Source organism: Burkholderia seminalis (genome assembly GCF_001718535.1).
GTDB classification, from domain to species: Bacteria; Pseudomonadota; Gammaproteobacteria; order Burkholderiales; family Burkholderiaceae; genus Burkholderia; species Burkholderia seminalis.
The window spans coordinates 3,378,290-3,399,287 of sequence record NZ_CP013398.1 but is presented as its reverse complement, the minus strand read 5'-3'; the positions used below and the strand labels follow the sequence as shown (position 1 = coordinate 3,399,287).

Annotated in this window: 22 protein-coding genes; 9 read left to right on the top strand and 13 right to left on the bottom strand. The window is 69.7% G+C overall.

All coding sequences use genetic code 11. From position 1 onward, the window contains the following. From fliI to fliF, 4 genes are read right to left on the bottom strand one after another with little or no spacing between them, the layout of a single operon-like run. Positions 1-1,506 carry a flagellar protein export ATPase FliI gene (gene fliI / locus WJ12_RS15390; protein WP_264169519.1) on the bottom strand — a complete coding sequence of 502 codons (1,506 nt, stop codon included), beginning with the start codon at positions 1,504-1,506 and terminating at the stop codon, positions 1-3. A gap of 32 nt (positions 1,507-1,538) precedes the next feature. Beyond that, entirely contained in the window at positions 1,539-2,222 is a 684-nt protein-coding gene (gene fliH, locus WJ12_RS15385; protein WP_034190271.1) for a flagellar assembly protein FliH, read from the bottom strand. Continuing rightward, the gene (gene fliG, locus WJ12_RS15380) at positions 2,215-3,210 is read right to left on the bottom strand and encodes a flagellar motor switch protein FliG (protein ID WP_049029801.1); all 996 of its coding nucleotides are present in this window, start codon (positions 3,208-3,210) and stop codon (positions 2,215-2,217) included. The genes fliH and fliG overlap by 8 nt, the downstream gene beginning before the upstream one ends. Beyond that, on the bottom strand, positions 3,200-4,963 hold the full coding sequence (fliF, locus tag WJ12_RS15375; RefSeq protein WP_034190273.1) for a flagellar basal-body MS-ring/collar protein FliF: 1,764 nt from the start codon (positions 4,961-4,963) through the stop codon (positions 3,200-3,202). The genes fliG and fliF overlap by 11 nt, the downstream gene beginning before the upstream one ends. Positions 4,964-5,211: 248 nt before the next feature. On the opposite strand from fliF, the gene fliE reads away from it, so the two are divergent. The 6 genes from fliE to WJ12_RS15345 all read left to right on the top strand — a co-directional run bounded on the left by fliE (position 5,212) and on the right by WJ12_RS15345 (position 9,250). Continuing rightward, on the top strand, positions 5,212-5,556 hold the full coding sequence (gene fliE, locus WJ12_RS15370; protein WP_034190274.1) for a flagellar hook-basal body complex protein FliE: 345 nt from the start codon (positions 5,212-5,214) through the stop codon (positions 5,554-5,556). A 160-nt stretch (positions 5,557-5,716) separates the two neighbouring features. Beyond that, entirely contained in the window at positions 5,717-6,151 is a 435-nt protein-coding gene (gene fliS, locus WJ12_RS15365; protein ID WP_034190275.1) for a flagellar export chaperone FliS, read from the top strand. Next, entirely contained in the window at positions 6,148-6,480 is a 333-nt protein-coding gene (locus WJ12_RS15360; RefSeq protein ID WP_006486993.1) for a flagellar protein FliT, read from the top strand. Before fliS ends, WJ12_RS15360 begins: the two co-directional genes overlap by 4 nt. A gap of 101 nt (positions 6,481-6,581) precedes the next feature. Next, positions 6,582-7,931, top strand: a complete 1,350-nt coding sequence (gene fliK / locus WJ12_RS15355; RefSeq protein ID WP_069245722.1) for a flagellar hook-length control protein FliK — start codon at positions 6,582-6,584, stop codon at positions 7,929-7,931. Continuing rightward, on the top strand, positions 7,928-8,245 hold the full coding sequence (locus WJ12_RS15350; RefSeq protein ID WP_034190277.1) for an EscU/YscU/HrcU family type III secretion system export apparatus switch protein: 318 nt from the start codon (positions 7,928-7,930) through the stop codon (positions 8,243-8,245). Before fliK ends, WJ12_RS15350 begins: the two co-directional genes overlap by 4 nt. A gap of 270 nt (positions 8,246-8,515) precedes the next feature. Then, positions 8,516-9,250, top strand: a complete 735-nt coding sequence (locus WJ12_RS15345; RefSeq protein ID WP_034190278.1) for a PepSY-associated TM helix domain-containing protein — start codon at positions 8,516-8,518, stop codon at positions 9,248-9,250. A gap of 55 nt (positions 9,251-9,305) precedes the next feature. Here the strand turns inward: WJ12_RS15345 and WJ12_RS15340 are convergent, their stop codons facing one another. The 9 genes from WJ12_RS15340 to WJ12_RS15300 all read right to left on the bottom strand — a co-directional run bounded on the left by WJ12_RS15340 (position 9,306) and on the right by WJ12_RS15300 (position 18,060). Next, on the bottom strand, positions 9,306-10,331 hold the full coding sequence (locus WJ12_RS15340; RefSeq protein ID WP_059561519.1) for an XdhC family protein: 1,026 nt from the start codon (positions 10,329-10,331) through the stop codon (positions 9,306-9,308). Positions 10,332-10,595: 264 nt separating this feature from the next. Further along, positions 10,596-12,002, bottom strand: coding sequence for an amino acid permease (locus WJ12_RS15335; protein WP_059561522.1), 1,407 nt, complete (start codon positions 12,000-12,002; stop codon positions 10,596-10,598). A gap of 244 nt (positions 12,003-12,246) precedes the next feature. Continuing rightward, entirely contained in the window at positions 12,247-12,903 is a 657-nt protein-coding gene (gene rqpR, locus WJ12_RS15330; RefSeq protein WP_049036699.1) for a response regulator transcription factor RqpR, read from the bottom strand. A gap of 7 nt (positions 12,904-12,910) precedes the next feature. Continuing rightward, positions 12,911-13,726 carry a quorum system sensor histidine kinase RqpS gene (gene rqpS / locus WJ12_RS15325; RefSeq protein WP_059561524.1) on the bottom strand — a complete coding sequence of 272 codons (816 nt, stop codon included), beginning with the start codon at positions 13,724-13,726 and terminating at the stop codon, positions 12,911-12,913. 415 nt (positions 13,727-14,141) lie between these two features. After that, positions 14,142-14,912 carry a ferredoxin--NADP reductase gene (locus tag WJ12_RS15320; RefSeq protein ID WP_034190283.1) on the bottom strand — a complete coding sequence of 257 codons (771 nt, stop codon included), beginning with the start codon at positions 14,910-14,912 and terminating at the stop codon, positions 14,142-14,144. A 227-nt stretch (positions 14,913-15,139) separates the two neighbouring features. After that, entirely contained in the window at positions 15,140-15,787 is a 648-nt protein-coding gene (locus WJ12_RS15315) for a LysE family translocator (RefSeq protein ID WP_069245721.1), read from the bottom strand. Positions 15,788-15,884: 97 nt separating this feature from the next. Continuing rightward, a complete protein-coding gene (locus tag WJ12_RS15310; protein ID WP_034190285.1) occupies positions 15,885-16,700 on the bottom strand; it encodes an endonuclease/exonuclease/phosphatase family protein in 816 nt (271 codons plus the stop codon). A 5-nt stretch (positions 16,701-16,705) separates the two neighbouring features. Then, on the bottom strand, positions 16,706-17,194 hold the full coding sequence (locus tag WJ12_RS15305; protein WP_059561530.1) for a hypothetical protein: 489 nt from the start codon (positions 17,192-17,194) through the stop codon (positions 16,706-16,708). A gap of 146 nt (positions 17,195-17,340) precedes the next feature. Beyond that, positions 17,341-18,060, bottom strand: a complete 720-nt coding sequence (locus WJ12_RS15300) for a nitroreductase (RefSeq protein ID WP_049030758.1) — start codon at positions 18,058-18,060, stop codon at positions 17,341-17,343. Between the two features lie 229 nt (positions 18,061-18,289). Here WJ12_RS15300 and WJ12_RS15295 point away from each other — a divergent pair, with 229 nt between their 5' ends. From WJ12_RS15295 to WJ12_RS15285, 3 genes are all read left to right on the top strand, one after another. Continuing rightward, complete coding sequence (locus WJ12_RS15295) at positions 18,290-19,270, top strand: AAA family ATPase (RefSeq protein ID WP_034190287.1); 981 nt, start codon at positions 18,290-18,292, stop codon at positions 19,268-19,270. A 159-nt stretch (positions 19,271-19,429) separates the two neighbouring features. Continuing rightward, the gene (locus WJ12_RS15290) at positions 19,430-20,539 is read left to right on the top strand and encodes an NAD(P)/FAD-dependent oxidoreductase (protein ID WP_059561533.1); all 1,110 of its coding nucleotides are present in this window, start codon (positions 19,430-19,432) and stop codon (positions 20,537-20,539) included. Positions 20,540-20,676: 137 nt separating this feature from the next. Next, complete coding sequence (locus tag WJ12_RS15285; protein WP_021163765.1) at positions 20,677-20,988, top strand: high-potential iron-sulfur protein; 312 nt, start codon at positions 20,677-20,679, stop codon at positions 20,986-20,988. Positions 20,989-20,998 lie beyond the last annotated feature (10 nt).

Below are 20,998 nucleotides of genomic sequence, written 5' to 3'. Positions count from 1 at the left end.
TCAGCCTCCGTAAGCGTCGAACAGCGCATCGAGCGCGGCGAGGCTCGGTGCGAACGGCGCGCATTCGCGAAAGCCCTGCTGCAGGAATGCCTCGATGCGCGGATAGAGCGCGATCGCGCGGTCGAGCTGCGCGTCGCGGCCGGGTGCGTAAGCGCCGACCGCGATCAGGTCGCGATTGCGCTGATAGCGCGACAGCATCTGCTTGAACTGCCGTACATGATCGAGATGGCCTTCGTCGATCAGCGCCGTCATCGCGCGGCTGATCGACGCCTCGATGTCGATCGCGGGATAGTGGCCGGCCTCGGCGAGCGCGCGCGACAGCACGATGTGGCCGTCGAGGATCGCGCGCGCCGAATCGGCGATCGGATCCTGCTGGTCGTCGCCTTCGGTCAGCACCGTGTAGAACGCGGTGATCGAGCCGCCGCCCTCGGGCCCGTTGCCGGTGCGCTCGACGAGCGCGGGCAGCTTCGCGAACACCGACGGCGGATAACCCTTGGTCGCGGGCGGCTCGCCGATCGCCAGCGCGATCTCGCGCTGCGCCATCGCGTAGCGCGTCAGCGAATCCATCAGCAGCAGCACGTGCTTGCCCTGGTCGCGGAAATACTCGGCGAGCGAGGTCGCGTACGCGGCGCCCTGCATCCGCAGCAGCGGCGACACGTCGGCCGGCGCGGCGACGACGACCGAGCGCGCGAGCCCGTCCTCGCCGAGGATCTGTTCGATGAATTCCTTCACTTCGCGGCCGCGTTCGCCGATCAGCCCGATCACGATCACTTCGGCGCTCGTGTAGCGCGCCATCGTGCCGAGCAGTACCGACTTGCCGACGCCCGAGCCCGCGAACAGGCCCATCCGCTGGCCGCGGCCGACGGTGAGCAGCGCGTTGATCGCGCGCACGCCGACGTCGAGCACGTGGTGGATCGGCTCCCGATCGAGCGGGTTGATCGACGGCGCCGACAGCGGCGCATCGACTTTCGCGGTGAGCGGGCCGAGGCCGTCGAGCGGGCGGCCCGACGCGTCGACGACGCGCCCGAGCATCTCCCAGCCGACCGGCAGCCGCTTCGCGCCCGCGAGCGGGTCGGCGACGGGCGCGGCCTCCCGCGGCCACACGCGCGCGCCGGGCAGGACGCCGGCGACGTCGGTGGTCGGCATCAGGAACAGGCGGTCGCCGGCGAAGCCGACGACTTCGGCTTCCGCATGCGGCAGCGTGCTGCCGGGCGGCAGTTCGATCGTGCATTCGGCGCCGACCGACAGGCGCAGCCCGATCGCCTCGAGCACGAGGCCGGCCGCGCGCGTGAGGCGCCCGCAGGGCCGCAGCGGCAGCGCGCGGTGGCTGCGCGCGGCGAGCCCGTTCAGGTGCGTGCGCCAGTGCGCGAGATGCGGATTGTGCGGCGCGCGCGGGGCGGCGGCAGCGGTGTCGGCGCCTGCGTGCGGCGCGGCGGAGTGAGCGGTATCGTGCGCGGCGACCGGCCCGAACGACGCGAGCGCGAGCTCGCGCTCGAGCGGCGTCATGCCGTCGTGCGCGAGCGCCTCGGGCGGCCGCGTTACCACGTGCTCACCTTGCCGATCGCGGCGGCGACGCGCTGCCAGCGGGTGGGCAGCGTCGCGTCGACCTCGCCGGTCGCGGCGTGCGCGCGGCAGCCGCCGCGCTCGATCGACGCGTCGGTGCGCACGGTCCAGCCGAGCGTATCGAGATCGTCCTGCAGATAGGCTTCGACGACGGGCAGGTCGGCCGGATTCACCGCGAGATGCGGCGCGCCGGACAGCGCGGGTTCGGCCGCGAGCACGTCGCGCACGGCCGCGACCAGCGCGGCCGGGTCATGCTTCACGTGCTGGCGCACGACCTGCTGCGCGATGTCGAGCGCGAGCTGCGCGATGTCGGACGCGAGATCGTGCTCGATGTTCGACACGGCCTCGCGGAACGATGCGGCAAGCGCCGCCAGCTGCGCGGCCTGTTCGCGCGCGTCGGCCTGGCCGGCCTCGAAACCCTGTTCGCGGCCCTGCTCGAAACCGGCCTGATAGCCGAGCGCCTGGCCTTCGACGTGGCCGGCGGCATGGCCTTCGGCGTGCGCGGCGTCGCGCACGCGCTGCAGGTCCTTGGCGAGCGCGGCGGCAGCGGCCGCCGCGTCGTCGGGCGGCGGCGGGGGCGGCGGCGGGTCGAACGACGCCATCTCCCACCGCTGGTACGCGGTGAGGGTGCCCACGCGATCGCTCGCCGAATCAGACATACGCGTCTTCCGCCTTGCCGCCGATCACGATCTGGCCGCTCTCGGCGAGATTGCGCACGATCTGCAGGATGCGGCGCTGCTGCGTCTCCACTTCGGACACGCGCACCGGGCCGCGCGCGTCGAGATCCTCGGCGAGCAGTTCGGCCGCGCGCTGCGACATGTTCGCGAGGAACTTCTGGCGCAGGGCGGGCGGCGCGCCCTTCAGCGCGATGATCAGCGTTTCCGACTCGACTTCCTTGAGCACCATCTGGATCGCGCGATCCTCGAGGTCGAGCAGGTTCTCGAACACGAACATCTGGTCGACGATCTTCTGCGCGAGATCGGCGTCGTACTGGCGCACGCTTTCGAGCACGCCTTCCTCGTGCACGCTCGTCATGAAGTTCAGGATCTCGGCCGCGGTGCGGATGCCGCCCATCGGGCTGCGCTTCAGGTTGTCGCTGCCGGACAGCAGGCCCGTCAGCACGTCGTCGAGTTCGCGCAGCGCGGCCGGCTGGATGCCGTCGAGCGTCGCGATCCGCAGCATCACGTCGTTACGCAGCCGCTCGGTGAAGCACGATGCGATCTCCGATGCCTGGTCGCGGTCGAGGTGCACGAGGATCGTCGCGATGATCTGCGGATGCTCGTTCTTGATCAGTTCGGCCACGGCGCCCGAGTCCATCCACTTCAGGCCCTCGATGCCGCTCGTGTCGCTGCCCTGCAGGATGCGGTCGATCAGCACGCCGGCCTTGTCCTCGCCGAGCGCCTTCGTCAGCACCGAGCGGATGTAGTCGCTCGAATCGAGCGACAGCGCGGTGTGCTGCTCGGCTTCCTTCGCGAACTCCTGCAGCACGTCCTCGACCTGCTCGCGCGTGACGTTCTTCAGCGCGGCCATCGCGGCGCCGATCTTCTGGACCTCGCGCGGCGCGAGGAACTTGAATACCTGCGCGGCCTCTTCCTCGCCGATCGACATCAGCAGCAGCGCGCTCTTGGTCAAGCCTTCAGCGTTCATCGGACACCCAGTTCTTCACGACGGTGGCGACGATCTTCGGATCCTGGCGGGCGATCGTGCGCGCGTAGTCGAGGTTGCGTTCGTAGCGGTTCTTCTCGGTTTCGAAGCCGAGCAGCATCGTGTCGGGCTCCTCCGTCTTGGCCGGCGCGGGCAAGCCGTCGAGCGCGACCGGATCCTCCGGCGCCGCGAGCGCCGGCGCGGCCGGCTCGGGCGGCGGGAACGCGCGGCGCATCGCCGGGCGCACGAACATGAAGTAGAGCGCCGCCGCGGCCGCCGCGATGCCGAGCCACTTCGCGGCTTCCTTCGCCATCGCGATCATGTCGGGCTGGCGCCACCACGGCAGGTCGGCGTACGGGTCGCTCGCGGTCGAGAACGCGCTGTTCACGACGTTCACCGAGTCGCCGCGCTTCTCGTCGTAGCCCATCGCGTCCTTCACGAGCTGCTCGACCTGCGCGAGCTTCGCGGGCGGCAGCGGCTGCATCGTCACGTGGCCCTTCGCGTCGGCGACCGGCTGGTAGTTGACGACGACCGCGACCGACAGCCGCTTCACGCTGCCCATCGGCTGCTCGAGGTGACGGATCGTCTTGTCGAGTTCGTAGTTGGTCGTCTGGTCCTTGCGGTCGCTGACCGGCGTCGTCTGCGGCGCGTTCTGGCCGTTGCCGGCGACGACCGGCGCGGACGCCGGCTGCGGCGGCGTGTTCGACAGCGCGCCCGGCACGCCGGAGGCGCCGCCCTGCGCGAGTTCGGTCGAGCTGCTGGTCTGCTGGCTGCGGATCGCCGATTGCTGCGGATTGCCGTTCGGGCCGTAGCTTTCGGACGTCTGCTCGACCTTCGAGAAATCGAGGTCCGCGCTGACCTGCGAGCGCGCGTTGCCGGCGCCGAAGATCGGCGCGAGGATCGCGTCGATGCGCTTCTGCGTGTTGCGCTCGACCTGCTGCACGTACTTGAGCTGGCTCGCGTCGAGGCCGGAGGCGGACGCGGTCTGGGTCAGCAGGTTGCCGTCCTGGTCGACGATCGTCACGTTCTTCGCGGGCATGTCGGGCACGCCGGACGACACCATCCGCGTGATCGCCTGGACCTGTCCCTCGTCGAGCACGCGGCCCGGGTAGAGGTCGACGAACACGGACGCGCTCGGCGCTTCCTTGTCGCGCACGAAGACCGACGGCTTCGGGATCGCGAGATGCACGCGCGCGCTGCGCACGGCGTTGATCGATTCGATGGTGCGCTGCAGCTCGCCTTCGAGCGCGCGCTGGTAATTGATCTGCTCGGCGAACTGGCTGATGCCGAATTTCTGGTTGTCCATCAGCTCGAAGCCGACCGAGCCGCCCTTCGGCAGGCCCATCGCGGCGAGCTTCAGGCGCGTTTCGTGCACCTGGTTCGACGGCACGAGGATCGCGCCGCCGGCGTCGGCGAACTTGTAGGGAACGTTTGCCTGCTGGAGCGCGGCAATGATCGCGCCGCCGTCGCGGTCCGACAGGTTGCTGTACAGCACGCGGTAGTCGGGCGCGCGGCTCCACAGCACGAGCGCGGTGATCGCGGCGATCGCGAACGCGACGGCGATCAGGAACGGCAGCTTCGGGTTGCCCTTCATCCGCGAGATGCCGGGAATGCGTTCCGCGAAGCCGCCCAGCCCGAAGTCAGCGCCGGCGACGCCCGCGCCCGGCAGCGCGGCGGCCGCGGCGGCGCCGGGCGCCGGGCTGGCGAGGCCCGCGCGGGCGTCGGGGTTGATCAGCGAGTTGGCCTGCGAATCCATGCGTCGAGTTTCTCCGGAGCGGGACCACTGAGCCCGCTCGGACGAGCGGGCGGACAATGACACGATGCGATTATCGGGATCCGACGCGCACTCCGATCGACCGAAAAGAGCGGGGTTTCCCCCGTACTTTCTCGGCTTTGACAGGCGGCGCGCTGCTATCCTTTTTTGCGATCCGGCATGGTGCGCGTGGTGCGGCGCCGGCGGAACGCCCGGTGCGTCCGGGTCTCTTCTCTAAGTCTGGGGACAGCATGACTGCGAACGTCAGCGGAATCGGTTCGGTGTTGCAACAGATGCAGTCGATGGCCGCGCAGGCGTCCGGCGGCGTCGCGAGCCCGACGGCGGCGCTTGCCGGCTCGGGCGCGGCGACGGCCAGCACGTTCGCGAGCGCGATGAAGGCGTCGCTCGACAAGATCAGCGGCGACCAGCAGCACGCGCTCGGCGAGGCGAAGGCGTTCGAGGTCGGCGCGCCGAACGTATCGCTGAACGACGTGATGGTCGACATGCAGAAAGCCAACATCGGCTTCCAGTTCGGACTCCAGGTCCGCAACAAGCTCGTGAGCGCCTACAACGACATCATGCAGATGTCGGTGTGACGGGCGTGCCGGGCGGGGCCGGCGGGCCGGCTTCCCGAGCCGGCGGCCGCCGCTTGCGCCTAAAGGTTTTCAAATCCCTTCCGATAACTCCGGAGAAGGCCGCGCCGTGCGATGCACGGCGGCGGCGACCGTATAGCCAAGGCAAGACAAGGAGAAGCGCATGTTTTCCCCAGGGCACGCTGGAGCCAGTGCATACGCGCGTGTCGGCGTCGAGACGGGGGTGATGGGCGCCTCCCCGCACCGGCTGATCGCGATGCTGTACCAGGGCGCGCGGCAAGCGATCGCGCTGGCGCGCATGCATTTGCAGCAGGGCAACGTGCCCGCGCGCGGCGACGCGATCGGCAAGGCGATCCGGATCGTCGAGAGCGGCCTGCAGGCATCGTTGAACCACGACGCGGGCGGCGAGATCGCGGACCGGCTGGGCGCGCTGTATGCGTATATCGGCCGGCGCCTGCTCGACGCGAACGCGCAGGCGAGCGACGCGATGCTGGTCGAGGTCGACGGGCTGCTCGCGACGCTCGAGGAAGCTTGGACGGGCATCGCCCCGGAAGTCGCGCGGATGGCCGCGCAACAGGCAGCGGAAGCATCACGATGAATCACAAGGCCGAATACTTCGCACGTTACGAGGCGCTCGCCGCCGTGTCGGGGCGCATGCTGTGCGCCGCCCGCGGCGCCGACTGGAGCGCGTTGCCGGGGTTGCAGGCCGAATTCATGCAGCTTGTCGACGGGCTGAAGGAAGCCGATCCGGGCGTCGCGCTCGACGAATCGGATCTCGGCCGCAAGCTCGACCTGATCCGCCGCATCCTGGCCGACGACGCGGCGATCCGCGATCTCGCGAGCCCGGACGTCGCGCGGCTGTCCGCGCTGTTCGAGGCGCGGCGCTCGACCCAGGTATTGACCGATCTCTATCGCGCGCGCGGCTAGGGCCCGTCGACGGGAGAGGCCGGCGCGCCGTACCCGCGGATGGCACCGGCGTGCCGTGCCCGGATTCGCAACGAAGTGGCTGAGGTGAGCAGGCTCCGATCATGACCGGTATCGACTCCGTTGCGGCCGCGCTGCTGGCAAGCCGCCTCGACAGCCTGCTGACCGACACCGTATCGGCATCCGCCGGCGGCGGCGCGACCGCGCAGGTCGGCACGCCGGGCAGCGGTGCGCCGTCGTCGCCGCCGGCCGGCAGCCCGCCGGCCGCGCCGCCGGCCTCCACGCAGACCGCGCTGTCCGACGTCGGGCGCGTGCTCGACGCGATTTCACGCGCGGGCGGCGATGCGACGCCCGCGATTGCCGGCCGCACGCCGCTGCTGGCCGATCCCGCCGTGCTGCTGACCGATCCGGCCGTGCCGGCGCCCGTTGCCGCGGCCCCCGCGTCGGCTGCATCCACGCCGGCCTCCGCGGCGGCATCGTCCGCCGCGGCCGCCCGTGAAGCGGCCGCGCCGCTGCCGGTCGCCGCGCTGTGCGCGGCGCTCGCGCAGGCCGTGAGCGAGAGCGGCCTCTTCTACGAATCCCATCTGGCGCAGTGGCTGGCCGGCCAGCGTCCGCTCGCGGCGCTGATGCGCGAGCCGCAGGCGCGCCTGACGGCCGCACTCGCGCCGGCCGATCCCGATGCGTTGCCGTCCGGTTCGACCGATGTGCTCGACGAGCTGCTGGCGCAGCGTCCGCCGCCGCCTGCGACCGCGCGGGCGGCCGCGCAGCCGGGTACGCCGGCGCAGGGCGGGGGCGCGGCCCGCGATCCCGCGCAGGCCCTGACGACGGCCGCCCGGCAGGGCGCATCGTTGCCGCCCGATCCCGCCGATCCGCTGGGCACGCATGCCGACACGCGCTGGACACCGGCGCGGGCCGACCTGGCTGCCGCATCGTCTGATCCGCAGGCGCAGACGCTTGCGACCGTCCATCCGGCCACCGTGCCGATCGTCCGGCAGCAGCTCGATGCGCTCGCGACCGACCAGTTTCGCTGGACCGGCGAGGCCTGGCCGGGCGCGCGGCTCGACTGGACGATCGAGCCCGACGCGCCGGACAACCGCGGGCAGCGCAGCGGAGGGGACGACGCGGGCGACGGCATCGCCTGGCGCACGCGCCTCACGCTGACGCTGCCGTCGCTCGGCACGGTCGATGCGGAACTGGTGCTGAACGGCGCGCAGCTCGTCGCGCGGCTGCGCGCGAACCAGACGGGCGCCGAGCGTCTCACGCGAAACGAGGCCGCGCTGCGGCAGCGGCTCGAGGGGTCGGGGCTCAAGGTCGGCGGACTGTCGATCCGCGCGGTCGACGACGGGCCGGACGGCTTCGACCTGTTCGCGGCCCAGGCGGCCGCCGCCGCGTATGCGCGGGGAGCGGCCGGCGCCCCGCCGACGCAGGTGGCCGACGACGAGGCGCCGCGATGAGCATGACGTCCCGCAAGCGCGCGGCCGCGCTCGTCTACGACCCGAAAGGCGGCGACACGGCGCCGCGTGTGGTTGCGAAGGGGTATGGCCTGCTCGCCGAGATGATCGTCGCACGCGCGCGCGACGCGGGGCTGTACGTGCATACGGCGCCGGAGATGGTGTCGCTGCTGATGCAGGTCGATCTCGACGACCGGATTCCGCCGCAGCTCTACCAGGCCGTCGCCGATCTGCTGGCGTGGCTGTACGCGCTCGATCGCACCGAGGCCGGGCCGGACGACACCGCGCCGCGCTTTCCGCTGCCGCCGCTGCGCTGACGCGCCTGGCGTCGCGCGACTTCTTACGAAATGCTGTCTCGGCCGTGTCGCGCCAGTCCGACGGCATTTGCCGCATATCGATCGGCATTTCCGTGCAACGCGCACTCATCAGCCGAATCTCTCCATGCATGATGGGCCGCCGCCGGCGACCGTGACGGATTGAGCCGGCGATCGATTTATGTAATGATATCCATTCTCATTTTCATGTTGCTCGGCCGGCGTGCACGCACTGCGCGCCGGCCGTTGTTTTGAACGAATGGAACCTTTCGCGTGAACGCGCCCGAAACGATCGACCCGCCCAAGACGGGCATGCCGCGCGCCGGCGTCACCGTGCTGCACCCGGCGGGCCGCCCGCTCAGCGACGACGAACTGGCCGCGCGCCGCCAGCGCTCGCGGCGCGCCACCTTCATCAAGTGGCTGCGCAAGGTGCACGGCTGGGTCGGGCTGTGGGGCGCGGTGCTCGGGCTGCTGTTCGGCGTGACGGGCGTGCTGCTCAATCACCGCGCGCCGCCGCTGAAGATCCCGACCGGCGAGCCGCAGGTCGAGGAGATGCAGATCGCGCTGCCGGATCCGGTGCCGAAGACGCCCGCCGCGATGACGAAGTGGCTGCAGCAGGAGCTGCATTTCGACGGCAAGCCGGGCCGCATGCGCAAGGAGCCCGCGCAGGCCGTCGCGTGGGGCGACAAACGCGTGATGCAGCCCGAGCACTGGCAGTTCGGCGTGTTCGGCCCGCACCAGAACCTGCAGGCCGAATACTGGGTCGGCAACGGCTACGTATCGGTGAAGCGTACCGGCAATACGTTCCTGACGACGCTGAACAACCTGCATCGCGGCGTCGGGATGAACCTCGGCTGGGTGCTGCTGATGGATACGATCGCGGGCTCGCTGATCCTGCTGTCGCTGACCGGCGTGCTGTTGTGGACCGAGCTGAACAAGCGCCGCACGGTCGGCGTCGTGTTGGTGGTCGGTTCGGTCGCCGCGGCGCTGGCCGCCGGCCTGGCCTGATCGGGGTTCGCGCCGGGCGGTCGCCGGCGCGATCGTCGTTGGCCGCCGCGGCGGCTCAGAGCCCGCAGGCCGCGCCGCTGTTCGCCGCGATCTCGCGGGCGGCTTTCGCGCCTTCGACCTGCAGGATCGTCGGCAGCGACACGTGATTCTTCGCGGCCGTGACCTCGGCGAGGATCGAGATCGCGATTTCCGGCGGCGTCCTGCTGCCGATGTAGATGCCGGCCGGCCCGTGCAGCCGGCCCAGTTCCGCTTCGTTCAGGTCGAATTCGCGCAGCCGTTCGCGCCGCGCCGCATTGTTGCGCCGCGAGCCGAGCGCGCCCACGTAGAACGCGGGCGTCTTCAGCGCTTCCATCAGCGCGAGATCGTCGAGCTTCGGGTCGTGCGTCAGCGCGATCACGGCCGAACGCGCATCGAGCTTCATCTCGAGCACCGTATCGTCGGGCATCGTGCGCACGACGCGCGTGCCCGGCACGTCCCACGCATCCGTGTATTCCTCGCGCGGATCGCACACCGTTACCTGGTAGTCGAGCCCGACCGCGATCTGGCACAGATAGCGCGACAACTGGCCGGCGCCGATCACGAGCATCCGGTAGCGCGGCCCGTGGATCGTCACGAGCCGCTCGCCGTCGAACGCGAGCCCGTCGGTGGCCTGGGCAGGCGACAGCGACGCGCGGCCGGTCGCGAGCGTCATCGTGCGCGTGACGAGGCGGCCGGCCTCGACTTCCGCGCACAGCGCGGCAATCCCGCTGTCGCGCGTGAGCGGCTCGAGCACGAGCTGGATCGTGCCGCCGCACGGCAGCCCGAAGCGGTGCGCCTCCTCGGCCGTCACGCCGTACTTCAGCGCTTCCGGGCGCGCGTCGGCCGCGATGCCGCTCGCGTGCACGCGGGCGATCAGGTCGTCCTCGATGCAGCCGCCGGACACGGAGCCGACCACCAGGCCGTCCTCGCGCACCGCGAGCATCGCGCCTTCGGGGCGCGGCGACGAGCCCCACGTCTTCACGACCGTCACGAGCAGCACGCGGCGCCCTTCTTCGAGCCAGCGCGCGCTGGATTTCAGTACATCGAGATCGACACTTTCCATCGTGTTTTCCTGTTGCCGGACGGCCCTTTGCCCGGGACCGTCGTTCGATGGCGGGATTATGAACCGCGCGGCGCACGCGTGCAGGCGGCGTGGCGGCCCGTGCGGGCAAATCCGGAGAATCGGGCAAGAGATCGCGACGATCGGACAGCGATCGCGCGCGGGAACGGCGCCTGGCCGGTTCGGGGGAGGGGACGCGCAGGGCCGGTGGCGGCCCCGCGGATGTCGCGTTCGTCGTCGCGCGGCATGGGCGCGCGACGACGGCGCTCAGTGCGCGTCGTGGTGGCCGTGCGCGAGCTTCGAGTGGTGCCGCGAGTACAGGAAGTAGATCGCGAGACCGATCACGAGCCAGATGCCGAATGCGGCCCACGTGACGGGCTGCAGGTTCAGCATCAGGAACAGGCAGGCCGCGACCGCGAGGATCGGCACCACGGGCACGCCCGGGCAGCGGAACGCGCGCGGCAGGTCGGGGTGCGTGCGACGCAGCACGAGCACCGCGATCGACACCATCGAGAATGCCGCGAGCGTGCCGATGTTGATCAGTTCGGCGAGCACGTTGAGCGGCACGAGCGCGGCGATCAGCCCGAAGAACAGGCCGACGAGCCAGGTCGTCAGGAACGGCGTCGCGTAGCGCGGGTGCACGCGCGACAGCATCGCCGGCAGCAGCCCGTCGCGCGACATCGCGAAGATCACGCGCGTCTGGCCGTAGCTCATCACGAGAATCACGGTCAGCATGCCGAGCACCGCGCCGAGATCGATGAAGCCCGCGACCCACGTCTCGCCGGCAACCTGCAGCGCGTACGAGATCGGGTGCGAGATGTTCGCGTACCGGGCCGCCGGCACGATGCCGGTCGCGACCGCGGCGACCGTCACGTACAGCACCGCGCACACCGCGAGCGACGCGATGATGCCGATCGGCAGGTCGCGTTTCGGGTTCTTCACCTCCTCGGCCGCCGACGACACCGCGTCGAAGCCGATGAACGCGAAGAACATCACGGCCGCGGCGCCGAACACGCCGTTCCAGCCGTGCGGCATGAACGGCTTCCAGTTCGCGGGCGTCACGTGGAACAGGCCGACCGCGATCACGAGCAGCACGACCGACACCTTGATGAACACCATGATGTTGTTGATGCGGGTCGACTCGCGGATGCCGATCGACAGCAGCGTCGTGATCACGATCATCACGAGGAACGCGGGCAGGTTGAACCACGTGACGACGCCCGGCACGGCGCCGGGCGCGGCCGTCAGCACGGTCGGCAGCGACAGTCCGAAGCCCTGCAGCAGCGACTGCAGGTAGCCCGACCAGCCGACCGACACGGCCGACGACGCGAGGCCGTATTCGAGCATCAGGTCCCAGCCGATGATCCACGCGACGAGCTCGCCGAGCGTCGCGTACGAATACGTGTAGATCGAGCCGGCGACGGGGATCGTCGACGCGAATTCCGCGTACGACAGCGCCGCGAGGCCGCACGCGATCGCGGCGATCACGAACGACAGCATCAGCGCGGGGCCGGCCTGCACGGCGCCGGTGCCGGTCAGCACGAAGATGCCGGTGCCGATGATCGCGCCGATGCCGAGGAAGGTGAGGTCGATCGCGCCGAGCGCTTTCTTGAGCCCAGCGGCGTGCGCGCCGGCGATCATGCGATCGACGTTTTTCTTGCGGAAGAGAGACATTGCGGATGAATCGCCGGCGCGCGCAGGGGCGGCGCGCTGACTGAGTGAAAACCCGTAATTTTAGCCGATTTGACGAACAAGACCCGCTGCGGCGCAGCGGCATGTCGCGGAATCGTCCGGAAAAACAAGCGCTTGCGCGCGAAACGGGGGGCGGTTTGAAGGCGACGCGGCGCGTGCCGCGTCGTGGAATCGGACGAATCCGAGGTGGCGAGCCAATCGGGCCGGCCCAACGCCGGCGGGCCGGTCAGGCGCCGGTCGCGGGCGCCATGTCGACCAGCCGGTTGCTCATCACGTAGAACGTGAGTTCCGCGTTGTTCGACAGCCGCATCTTCTCGAGCAGCCGCGACCGGTACACGCTCACCGTCTTCACGGACAGCGACAGCGTGTTCGCGATGTCGGTGAGCCGCTTGCCCGACGCGAGCATGCAGAGCGTCTGGTATTCGCGGTCGGACAGCTTCTCGTGCGGCAGCGGCTCGTTCTCGAACGACACGTATTCGGCGAGCGCCTCGGCCATCGCGGGGCTCACGTACTTGCGGCCGGCCGCGACCTGCTGGATCGCGCCGATCATCTGCGCGGCGTTGACCGTCTTCGACAGGTAGCCGGCCGCGCCGGCCTTCAGCGCGCGTACCGCGTACTGGTCCTCGCGGTACATCGAGAACATCAGCACCGGCGTGCGCGGCAGCTTGCGCTTGAGGCGCTTGAGCACCTCGATGCCGTTGGTGTCCGGGAGCGAGATGTCGAGCAGGATCACGTCGAATTCCTGCTTGTCGACGGCCGCCATCGCGTCGCCGCCGGTCTCGGCCTCGGTGACGTCGCGCGCGATGCCGCGGTCGATCAGCAGCTGGCGAATCCCTTGCCGGACGATCGCGTGATCGTCCACGAGCAGGATGTTCAGGCTCATGACGACCTCACGAAAGCGACGCGCGGCGGGCCGCGACGGGCACCGCGAGCAGCGAATCCCACGCGAAACGCGCGGTGACGCGCGTGCCGCGGCCGGTTTCCGGCGTGGCCGTCTCGAAGCCGCCGCCGAAGGCCTCGCAGCGGGCGCGCATGCCGGCGAGGCCGTAGCCGGTGCGGCGGCTGCGCGCGAAACCGGTCCCATCGTCGGCGACAATCAGTGACAGATGCGTGCCGTCCGTGACGATCCGTACGTCGACCGACGTCGCGCGGGCGTGCTTCGCGACGTTCGACAGCGCTTCCTGCGCGACGCGGAATATCGCGAGTGCGCTGGCGCCGGCGATCTGCGTGAGGCGCGCGTCGGCCGCACACACGAAGCTCGTGCGCAGGCCGGTGCGCGCCGCGTGCGTGTCGATCCACGACGACAGCGCGCCGATCATGCCCGCGTCGAGCGCCGGCGTGTCGCGTTCGTCGATCAGCCGGCGATTCGCGTCGGTGGCGGCGTCGAGCGCCTGCTGCGCCAGCTCCAGCGCGCGCAGGCAGCCGTCCGGCGCATCGGCCGGCAGCCACGTTTGAACGTTTGCGAGGGCGAAACGGGCAGCGGTCAATTCGGCGCCGAGCCCGTCGTGCAGCTCGCCGGCCAGATGGCGGCGGGCGGCTTCGTCGGCGGCGAGCAATTGGGCGGACAGGGCCGCGATCCGTGCGGCGGAGGCGTCGCGTCCGGACGCGGTGTCGGGAACGGGCGGAGTCGCGACGCGGTTGGGCACGCGCTGCTGCGACGGGAACGGGGCGTGGGCGCCCGCGGGCGCGTTAAGCGACGTATCCATGACTCTCCCTGCTGTCAGAAAGCGGTTCAGACACCGGCTGGCTGCGTGAATCGGCTGCCGTTTCGATGACGGTCGCCGCCAGAGAATCGCTCCATGCCGAGGTAACAAAAGTTACACCTTGTAACACTTGCATCCGACCCTTCCACTCTCATTCGAACGACAACCACGCGCGCCGAATAATATCTCAAAATTTCCGAAAAGGTCATGTCGGGCGGACATTTAAGGGTAAATGTGAATAATCGGAATGAACCTGTTGTAGGAAAAACACTGACACCCGACGACCCGGCGATGACGTATCCAAATGTAACTATTTGAGATGAGATGGTCCCAGTTTGTTACGAATTCGCCAAGTGCGGACGAAAAAAAACCGGAGCTTTTGCTCCGGTTCTTGACGATGCGCAAATCTGGGGACCGATCAGTCCACGAACGCGCGCTCGATCACGTAGTGGCCCGGTGCGCTGTTCTTGCCTTCGACGAGGCCGGCCTGCTTCAGCAGGTCGGTCGTATCCTTCAGCATCGCGGTGCTGCCGCACAGCATCACGCGGTCGTTTTCCGGCGAGAACGGCGGGACGTCGAGATCCGTGAACAGCTTGCCCGTCGCGATCAGGTCGGTGATCCGGCCCTCGTTGTCGAACGCCTCGCGCGTGACCGTCGGGTAGTAGACGAGCTTTTCCTTGATGATGTCGCCGAGGTACTCGTGGCCCGGCAGGTCGTGCTTGATGTAGTCCATGTACGCGAGCTCGCCCTTCAGGCGGCACGTGTGCGTCAGGATCACCTTGTCGAAGCGCTCGTAGATCTCCGGATCGCGGATGATCGACATGAACGGCGCGAGGCCCGTGCCCGTCGACAGCATCCACAGCGTCTTGCCCGGCAGCAGGTTGTCGGCGACCAGCGTGCCCGTCGGCTTCTTGCCGATCAGCACGGTGTCGCCCACCTTCAGGTGCTGCAGGCGCGACGTCAGCGGGCCGTTCTGCACCTTGATGCTGAAGAATTCGAGATGCTCTTCGTAGTTCGGGCTGACGATCGAGTAGGCGCGCGCGAGCGGCTTGCCGTCGACCTCGAGGCCGACCATCGTGAATTCGCCGTTGTTGAAGCGCAGGCTCGCCTCACGGGTGCAGGTGAAGCTGAACAGCGTGTCGGTCCAGTGATGGACGGATTGGACGGTGGCGGTGTCGTATTTGCTCATGGCTTTGAAAACGGACGCGCGTGGCGAACGCGTGTAACGGGCCCAAAAACGGGCAAAAAAACCGAGTGCGACGGCCCGATCCTGGATCGGCCGGCCGGCGCGTCGGACACGCGCCTTCTCGATGACAGACGTTTGAGGAACTCGTTATTTTACCCTGTTGGCGCCGATCGCGGGCTTGACCCCCGCGGCTGCGCGGATTTGGCGCAACAAATACTTGCAACGAGCTTTCAGCGGTCGGCCGCGAGTTTCGCGCCGAGGCCGACGAGCGCGACGCCGCACAGCGCGTCGAGCGGGCGCCGCACGCGCCGGTAGCCGCGCTGCGCGCGCGGGCTCGCGAACAGGTACGCGACGCACGAATACCAGCCGGCCGACAGCACGCCGATCGTCACCAGCACCGCGCCGTCGAACCACAGCGGCACGTGCGCGGGCAGCATCGCCGCGAACACGCTGGTCCAGAACGCGCACGACTTCGGGTTCGTCAGGCACGTGAACAGGCCGCTGCGGTACGCGCGCAGGTAGTCGCGCGCCTGCGGCGCGGCCAGCGGCGCGGCGGCGTCCGGCGCGTCGACCGGCGCCGCGTCGCGGCGCACGCCCGCGCGCAGCAGTTTCAAGCCGAAATACACGAGATACACGGCGCCGCCGATGCGGATCGCCTCGTACAGCCATTCGACCTGGTGCAGCACGGCCGCGAGACCGAGCATCGCGAGCGTCGCCCACGCGACCGACGCGGTGCCGACGCCGAGCGCCGACGCGGCGCCCAGGCTGCGCCGGCCGGCGAGCGACAGTTGCGAAATCATGAAGAAATTCGGGCCGGGCGTGATCGCCGCGACGAGGTAGACGACGGCGATCTGCAGCAGGATCGGCAGGTAGGTCATGGCGGCGCGGCCCGGCGGCGGGGCGAGGGCGGAATGGGCAAGCCGTTACTGTAGCGCGCGCGGCGCGGCCGCGCTTCGGCGGCGCGCGAGCGGGCCGCTATTGCGGATCGAGCCGCAGGCGCGCGATGTACGGCAGGTGGTCGGACAGCCACGCGGCCTCGCCGGACGGCGCGCGCCATTCGAGCGGCGTCAGGCCGCGCACGAACATCTTGTCGAGCGCGAGCGCCGGCGAGAACGCGGGGAACGTGCGGCCCGATTCGCCGAGCAGCGTCGCGACCTCGGACATCCCGATCTCGCCGAACAGCGCGACCGAGTCGTTGCGCCAGTCGTTGAAGTCGCCGGCGAGCATCAGCGGGCCGTCGCCCGCGTTGCGCACGATCCAGTGCGCGATCCAGTGCATCTGGCGCAGCCGCGCGGCGCGCGTGAGCGCGAGGTGCGCGCACAGCAGCGTGACCGGGCGCGCGCCCGCGAGCGTCGCGCGCGCGACGAGCAGCCCGCGCCGCTCGAAGCGGTGCGCGGAGATGTCCCAGCGGCCGCCGAGGTCGAGCGGGTGCGGCGACAGGATCGCGTTGCCGTGCCGCCACGACGGCTTGAAGACGTTCGGCCCGAGCGCGATCTGCCAGTCGAGCGCATGCGCGATCTCGGTGGCCTGGCAATGCCACACGTCGTCGACCGCGTCGTCCATCTGCGCACCGAAGCCGGGCGCGAGCACGGGGCGCGGCATGCGGCGCGCCATCGCTTCCTGCAGGAAATACACGTCGGCGTGCGTCGACTGCATCCAGTTGCGCATCGCGTTCCACGCGGTGAAGCCGAGCGGCGAGCGGCCCTTGTGCAGGTTCCAGCTGACCGCGGTGATTTCGTCGGGCGCGGCGTGCGGTTCGGCGAACGGCAGGGACAGGGCGTCGGCGGACATGACGCTCAGTCCTTCGCGACGTGCGCACGCACGCGGTACACGAGGTGCGGATGCTGCTCGACGAGCGTCCAGTCGGTCCACGCATCGCCGCCGACCGACAGGCCGGGATGGCTCGCGACGATCTGCCGCGGCGACGCCGGTATGCACGGATCGCTGCGCGTCGCGTTTTCGTCGTCGAGTGTTTCCTGCACGTCGAGCGCGAGCGACACCGTGTTCGCACCGGCATCGACGGCGAGCGGCGCGACGGTGACCGAACGCGTGCGCTCGGCCGGCACGACGCGCGCGGCATTGCCGCAGCCGACCGGCACGGCGGACGGATAACGATGGGTATCCGTGCGGCTCTGACCGACGGTGGTGCGCTGCTGGAACGTGTCGATCGTCTGACCGTCGCGCACCACCTGGATCTCCCACGCGACGGAGGCCGGCGCGGGGCTTTGCGCATGGGCGGCGAGCGCGACGCTCGCAAGCAGGACGGCCAGGCCGTGTTTCAGCATGAAACGTCTCCGGAAACGCGCGATAACGGGGAACGGACGCACATCTTACGCCCGATCGATTTCGATCGTGATGTGACAGGACAGGCGGCGACAGGTTCGCCGCACGATGCGGTCCTGCCGGAAAGGTAGGGCCGCCGCACGCGTTTTCAAGCGAAGAAGCGCGCGAACTCGGCGACGGGCGCGCGCTCGGTGACGAGGCGGTTCTCGATCGCGTCGGGGTCCGCATGGCCGAGCGACATCCCGCAGACGAACTGTTCGTTGGCGGGAATGCCGAGGTGGCCGGCGATGATCCGGTGAAACGGCACGAACGCGGCCTGCGGGCAGGTGTCGAGCCCACGTGCGCGCGCGGCCGTCATCACGCCCTGCAGGAACATCCCGCAATCGAGCCACGCGCCGTGCGTCATCACGCGGTCGAGCGTGAAGAACAGCGCGACCGGCGCATCGAAGAAACGGAAGTTGCGCGCATGCTGCGCATGCATGCGCGCCTTCTCGTCGCGGCCGATGTTCAACAGGCCGTACAGGTCCCAGCCGACCTTGCGGCGCCGGTCGACATACGGCGACACCCATTCGCGCGGGTAGTAGTCGTATTCGGCGACGTATTTCTCGTCGCGCGCGGGATCGTCGTGCGCCGCGGTCAGCGCGGCGGCGAGCGCATCGCGCGTGGCGCCCGTCGCGACGTACACGCGCCACGGCTGGATGTTGGTGCCCGACGGCGCGCGGCTCGCGGCTTCGAGGATCGCCTCGAGCGTGTCGCGCGGCACGGGCGTCGGCAGGAAGGCGCGGATCGCGCGGCGCGACGTGAGCGCCGCGTCGACGGCGTCGATCGCATCGGCATGAACGCGCGGGGAAGCAGTGGGGACGGACATCGGCATACCTTCGGGCCATCGGGCGACGCGCCGCGCGGGCGCCGTCGGCAACACCGGCGCGGCGGGTGGGTGAACCGACGATCATACGCCGCGGCGCGCGGCCGTGCAGCGCGCGCGAGGTGTTAGCAGCAGACTCGCCCGGCTGCTTGCTTGCGCGGTGATGCGGGATCGCTACACTGAAATCGTAAGGGTCTGATGATCATGTGATGGCAAGTGCAGCGAGGTTGGTATGACGACGGCGATGGTGAAACATGAACTGGCGGTGGCCTCCTTCAGCACGGTGTACGACCTTGAGCAGGTCGAGACGGCGCTGAGCGACCTGAACGAGAGCGCGAGCGACGCACTGCGCGCCACTTACGAGCGGATGCTCAAGACGGGGAATCTGCGCTTCTGCGTGAAGCCGAACCGGATGCCGTCGTTCGATGAGCTCGGCGAAGCATTGCCGAATTTCGGCGAGCCGCTCGACGACGTGCGCAAGCAGGTCGCGCTGTGCCTCGAAACGGACGACCGGCTCGAACTGATGCCGATCCTGCTGCTCGGGCCGCCCGGGATCGGCAAGACGCATTTCGCGAAGGCGCTCGCGCACCTGCTCGGCACCGCGTACCACTACGTGCCGATGAGTTCGCTGACGGCCGGCTGGATCCTGTCGGGCGCGTCGTCGCAATGGAAGAACGCGAAGCCCGGCAAGGTGTTCGAGGCGCTCGTGAACGGCAGCTACGCGAACCCGGTGATCGCGGTCGACGAGATCGACAAGGCCGGCAGCGATGCGCAATACGATCCGCTCGGCGCGCTGTACGCGTTGCTCGAACACGACACGGCGCGCGCGTTCGTCGACGAATTCGCGGAAGTGCCGATCAATGCGGGCAACGTGATCTGGATCGCGACCGCGAACGACGCGCAGGCGATTCCGGAGCCGCTGCTCAACCGGATGAACGTGTACGAGATCGCGCCGCCCGATGCGGCCGGCGCGCGCCGGATCGCGCAGACGATCTACGACGAGATCCGCACGTCGCATGCGTGGGGGCAGCGCTTCCCCGACACGCTCGGCGACGACGCGCTCGACGTGCTGGCCGCGACGCCGCCGCGCACGATGCGCCGCGCGCTGCTGCACGCATTCGGCGCCGCGCGGCTCGACGGCCGCGATGCGATCGGGCCGCACGACATCCGCGCGGACGAAGGCGCCCAGAAGCGCCGGCCGATCGGCTTCTGACACGCTGGCGCGTGCACGGCCGCGGGGTGGGCGCGCTGCACGCGCCGCCGCCCCGCCGGCGGCCCCGTCGCGACGCGATGCAACCGGGTTCGGCAAGCGAATGAACCGGGACGTACAATTCTCTTCTCCCCCTTCGACGCGTTAGCGGCGCGAAATGTCATGGAGCAGATGGATTGTGTCGTGATCGGCGCGGGCGTCGTCGGTCTGGCGATCGCGCGGGAACTGGCCGCGCGCGGGCGTGAAACGATCGTACTCGAGGCGGCCGACGCGATCGGCACGGGCACGAGTTCGCGCAACAGCGAAGTGATCCACGCGGGGCTCTATTACGCGCGCGGGTCGCTGAAGGCGACGTCGTGCGTGCATGGCCGCGACATGCTGTACGAATTCTGCGAAACGCATCACGTGCCGCACCGGCGTGCGGGCAAGCTGCTCGTCGCGACGAGCGCCGCGCAGGTGAAGCAGCTGAAGGCGATCGCCGCGCGCGCGGTCGAAAACGGCGTGCTCGACCTGCTGCCGCTCACGCGTGCCGAGGCGCAGACGCTCGAGCCCGCGCTCGAATGCGTGGAGGCGCTGTTCTCGCCGTCGACGGGCATCGTCGACAGCCACCAGCTGATGCTCGCGCTGCTCGGCGACGCGCAGCGCGACGGCGCGATGTGCGCGTTGAAATCCCCGGTCGAATCGATCGACGTGCTGCGCGGCGGGCGCTTCGTCGTGCGCACGGGCGGCGACGCGCCGACCGAGATCGAGGCCGCATGCGTGATCAACAGCGCGGGGCTCGGCGCGCAGGCGCTCGCGCGCCGCACGCACGGGCTCGACCCGCGCTGGGTGCCGCCGCTCTATCTCGCGCGCGGCAATTACTTCAGCCTGTCGGGCCGCGCGCCGTTCTCGCACCTGATCTACCCGATGCCCGATCGCGCGGGGCTCGGCGTGCACCTGACGCTCGATCTCGGCGGGCAGGCGCGCTTCGGCCCGGACGTCGAGTGGTGCGATTCGCTGCGCTACGAAGTCGATCCGGCGCGCGCGGGCGCGTTCTACGCGTCGATCCGCGCGTTCTGGCCGGGCCTGCCCGACGACGCGCTGCAGCCGGCGTACGCGGGCATCCGGCCGAAGCTCGCGGGGCCCGGCGAGCCGCCGGCCGATTTCATCGTGCAGGGCGCCGCGCAGCATGGCGTGCGCGGGCTCGTGAACCTGTTCGGCATCGAGTCGCCGGGGCTCACCGCGTCGCTCGCGCTCGCGCAGCGTGTGGGAGAGATGACCGCCCGCCGTTGACGCGGCGCGCGTGACGGCAGTGCGAAATCCCTTATCTCCGGAATTTCGGCGCGCACATTTATTCGCTTGAGCGTTATTCTGTCGAACGGCTGTCGCCAGAACAGCTTTCAAATCGATAACGTTGGAGCGAGTCCCCCATGAAAACATCCCGTCGGAGTTTCCTGATTACGAGCATTGGTGCCGTGTCCGCGCTGGCGCTGTCGCGCGAAGCGCTGGCCGATGCGCCGATGCTGTCGGAGACGGATCCGACCGCCGTGGCGCTCGGCTACAAGGCCGATGCCACCAAGGTCGACAAGACGAAGTACCCGAAATACGCCGCGGGCCAGGATTGCGCGGCCTGCATGCTGTACCAGGGCAAGAAGGGCTCGGCTTCGGGCCCGTGCGGCGCCTTCCCCGGCAAGCAGGTGTCGGCGAAGGGCTGGTGCAGCGCCTTCTCGAAGATGGGTTGAGGCCCGTGCG

Excerpts from the sequence above, each read along its gene's own strand:
- WJ12_RS15350 (WP_034190277.1), top strand. The coding sequence starts at position 7,928 with ATGAGCATGACGTCCCGCAAGCGCGCGGCCGCGCTCGTCTACGACCCG.
- WJ12_RS15295 (WP_034190287.1), top strand. The coding sequence starts at position 18,290 with ATGACGACGGCGATGGTGAAACATGAACTGGCGGTGGCCTCCTTCAGC.
- WJ12_RS15310 (WP_034190285.1), bottom strand. The coding sequence starts at position 16,700 with ATGTCCGCCGACGCCCTGTCCCTGCCGTTCGCCGAACCGCACGCCGCG.
- WJ12_RS15285 (WP_021163765.1), top strand. The coding sequence starts at position 20,677 with ATGAAAACATCCCGTCGGAGTTTCCTGATTACGAGCATTGGTGCCGTG.
- WJ12_RS15300 (WP_049030758.1), bottom strand. The coding sequence starts at position 18,060 with ATGTCCGTCCCCACTGCTTCCCCGCGCGTTCATGCCGATGCGATCGAC.
- WJ12_RS15290 (WP_059561533.1), top strand. The coding sequence starts at position 19,430 with ATGGAGCAGATGGATTGTGTCGTGATCGGCGCGGGCGTCGTCGGTCTG.
- fliK (WP_069245722.1), top strand. The coding sequence starts at position 6,582 with ATGACCGGTATCGACTCCGTTGCGGCCGCGCTGCTGGCAAGCCGCCTC.
- fliI (WP_264169519.1), bottom strand. The coding sequence starts at position 1,506 with ATGACGCCGCTCGAGCGCGAGCTCGCGCTCGCGTCGTTCGGGCCGGTC.
- rqpS (WP_059561524.1), bottom strand. The coding sequence starts at position 13,726 with ATGGATACGTCGCTTAACGCGCCCGCGGGCGCCCACGCCCCGTTCCCG.
- WJ12_RS15360 (WP_006486993.1), top strand. The coding sequence starts at position 6,148 with ATGAATCACAAGGCCGAATACTTCGCACGTTACGAGGCGCTCGCCGCC.
- WJ12_RS15340 (WP_059561519.1), bottom strand. The coding sequence starts at position 10,331 with ATGGAAAGTGTCGATCTCGATGTACTGAAATCCAGCGCGCGCTGGCTC.
- WJ12_RS15315 (WP_069245721.1), bottom strand. The coding sequence starts at position 15,787 with ATGACCTACCTGCCGATCCTGCTGCAGATCGCCGTCGTCTACCTCGTC.
- WJ12_RS15320 (WP_034190283.1), bottom strand. The coding sequence starts at position 14,912 with ATGAGCAAATACGACACCGCCACCGTCCAATCCGTCCATCACTGGACC.
- fliH (WP_034190271.1), bottom strand. The coding sequence starts at position 2,222 with ATGTCTGATTCGGCGAGCGATCGCGTGGGCACCCTCACCGCGTACCAG.
- WJ12_RS15335 (WP_059561522.1), bottom strand. The coding sequence starts at position 12,002 with ATGTCTCTCTTCCGCAAGAAAAACGTCGATCGCATGATCGCCGGCGCG.
- fliE (WP_034190274.1), top strand. The coding sequence starts at position 5,212 with ATGACTGCGAACGTCAGCGGAATCGGTTCGGTGTTGCAACAGATGCAG.
- rqpR (WP_049036699.1), bottom strand. The coding sequence starts at position 12,903 with ATGAGCCTGAACATCCTGCTCGTGGACGATCACGCGATCGTCCGGCAA.
- fliS (WP_034190275.1), top strand. The coding sequence starts at position 5,717 with ATGTTTTCCCCAGGGCACGCTGGAGCCAGTGCATACGCGCGTGTCGGC.
- fliF (WP_034190273.1), bottom strand. The coding sequence starts at position 4,963 with ATGGATTCGCAGGCCAACTCGCTGATCAACCCCGACGCCCGCGCGGGC.
- WJ12_RS15305 (WP_059561530.1), bottom strand. The coding sequence starts at position 17,194 with ATGCTGAAACACGGCCTGGCCGTCCTGCTTGCGAGCGTCGCGCTCGCC.
- fliG (WP_049029801.1), bottom strand. The coding sequence starts at position 3,210 with ATGAACGCTGAAGGCTTGACCAAGAGCGCGCTGCTGCTGATGTCGATC.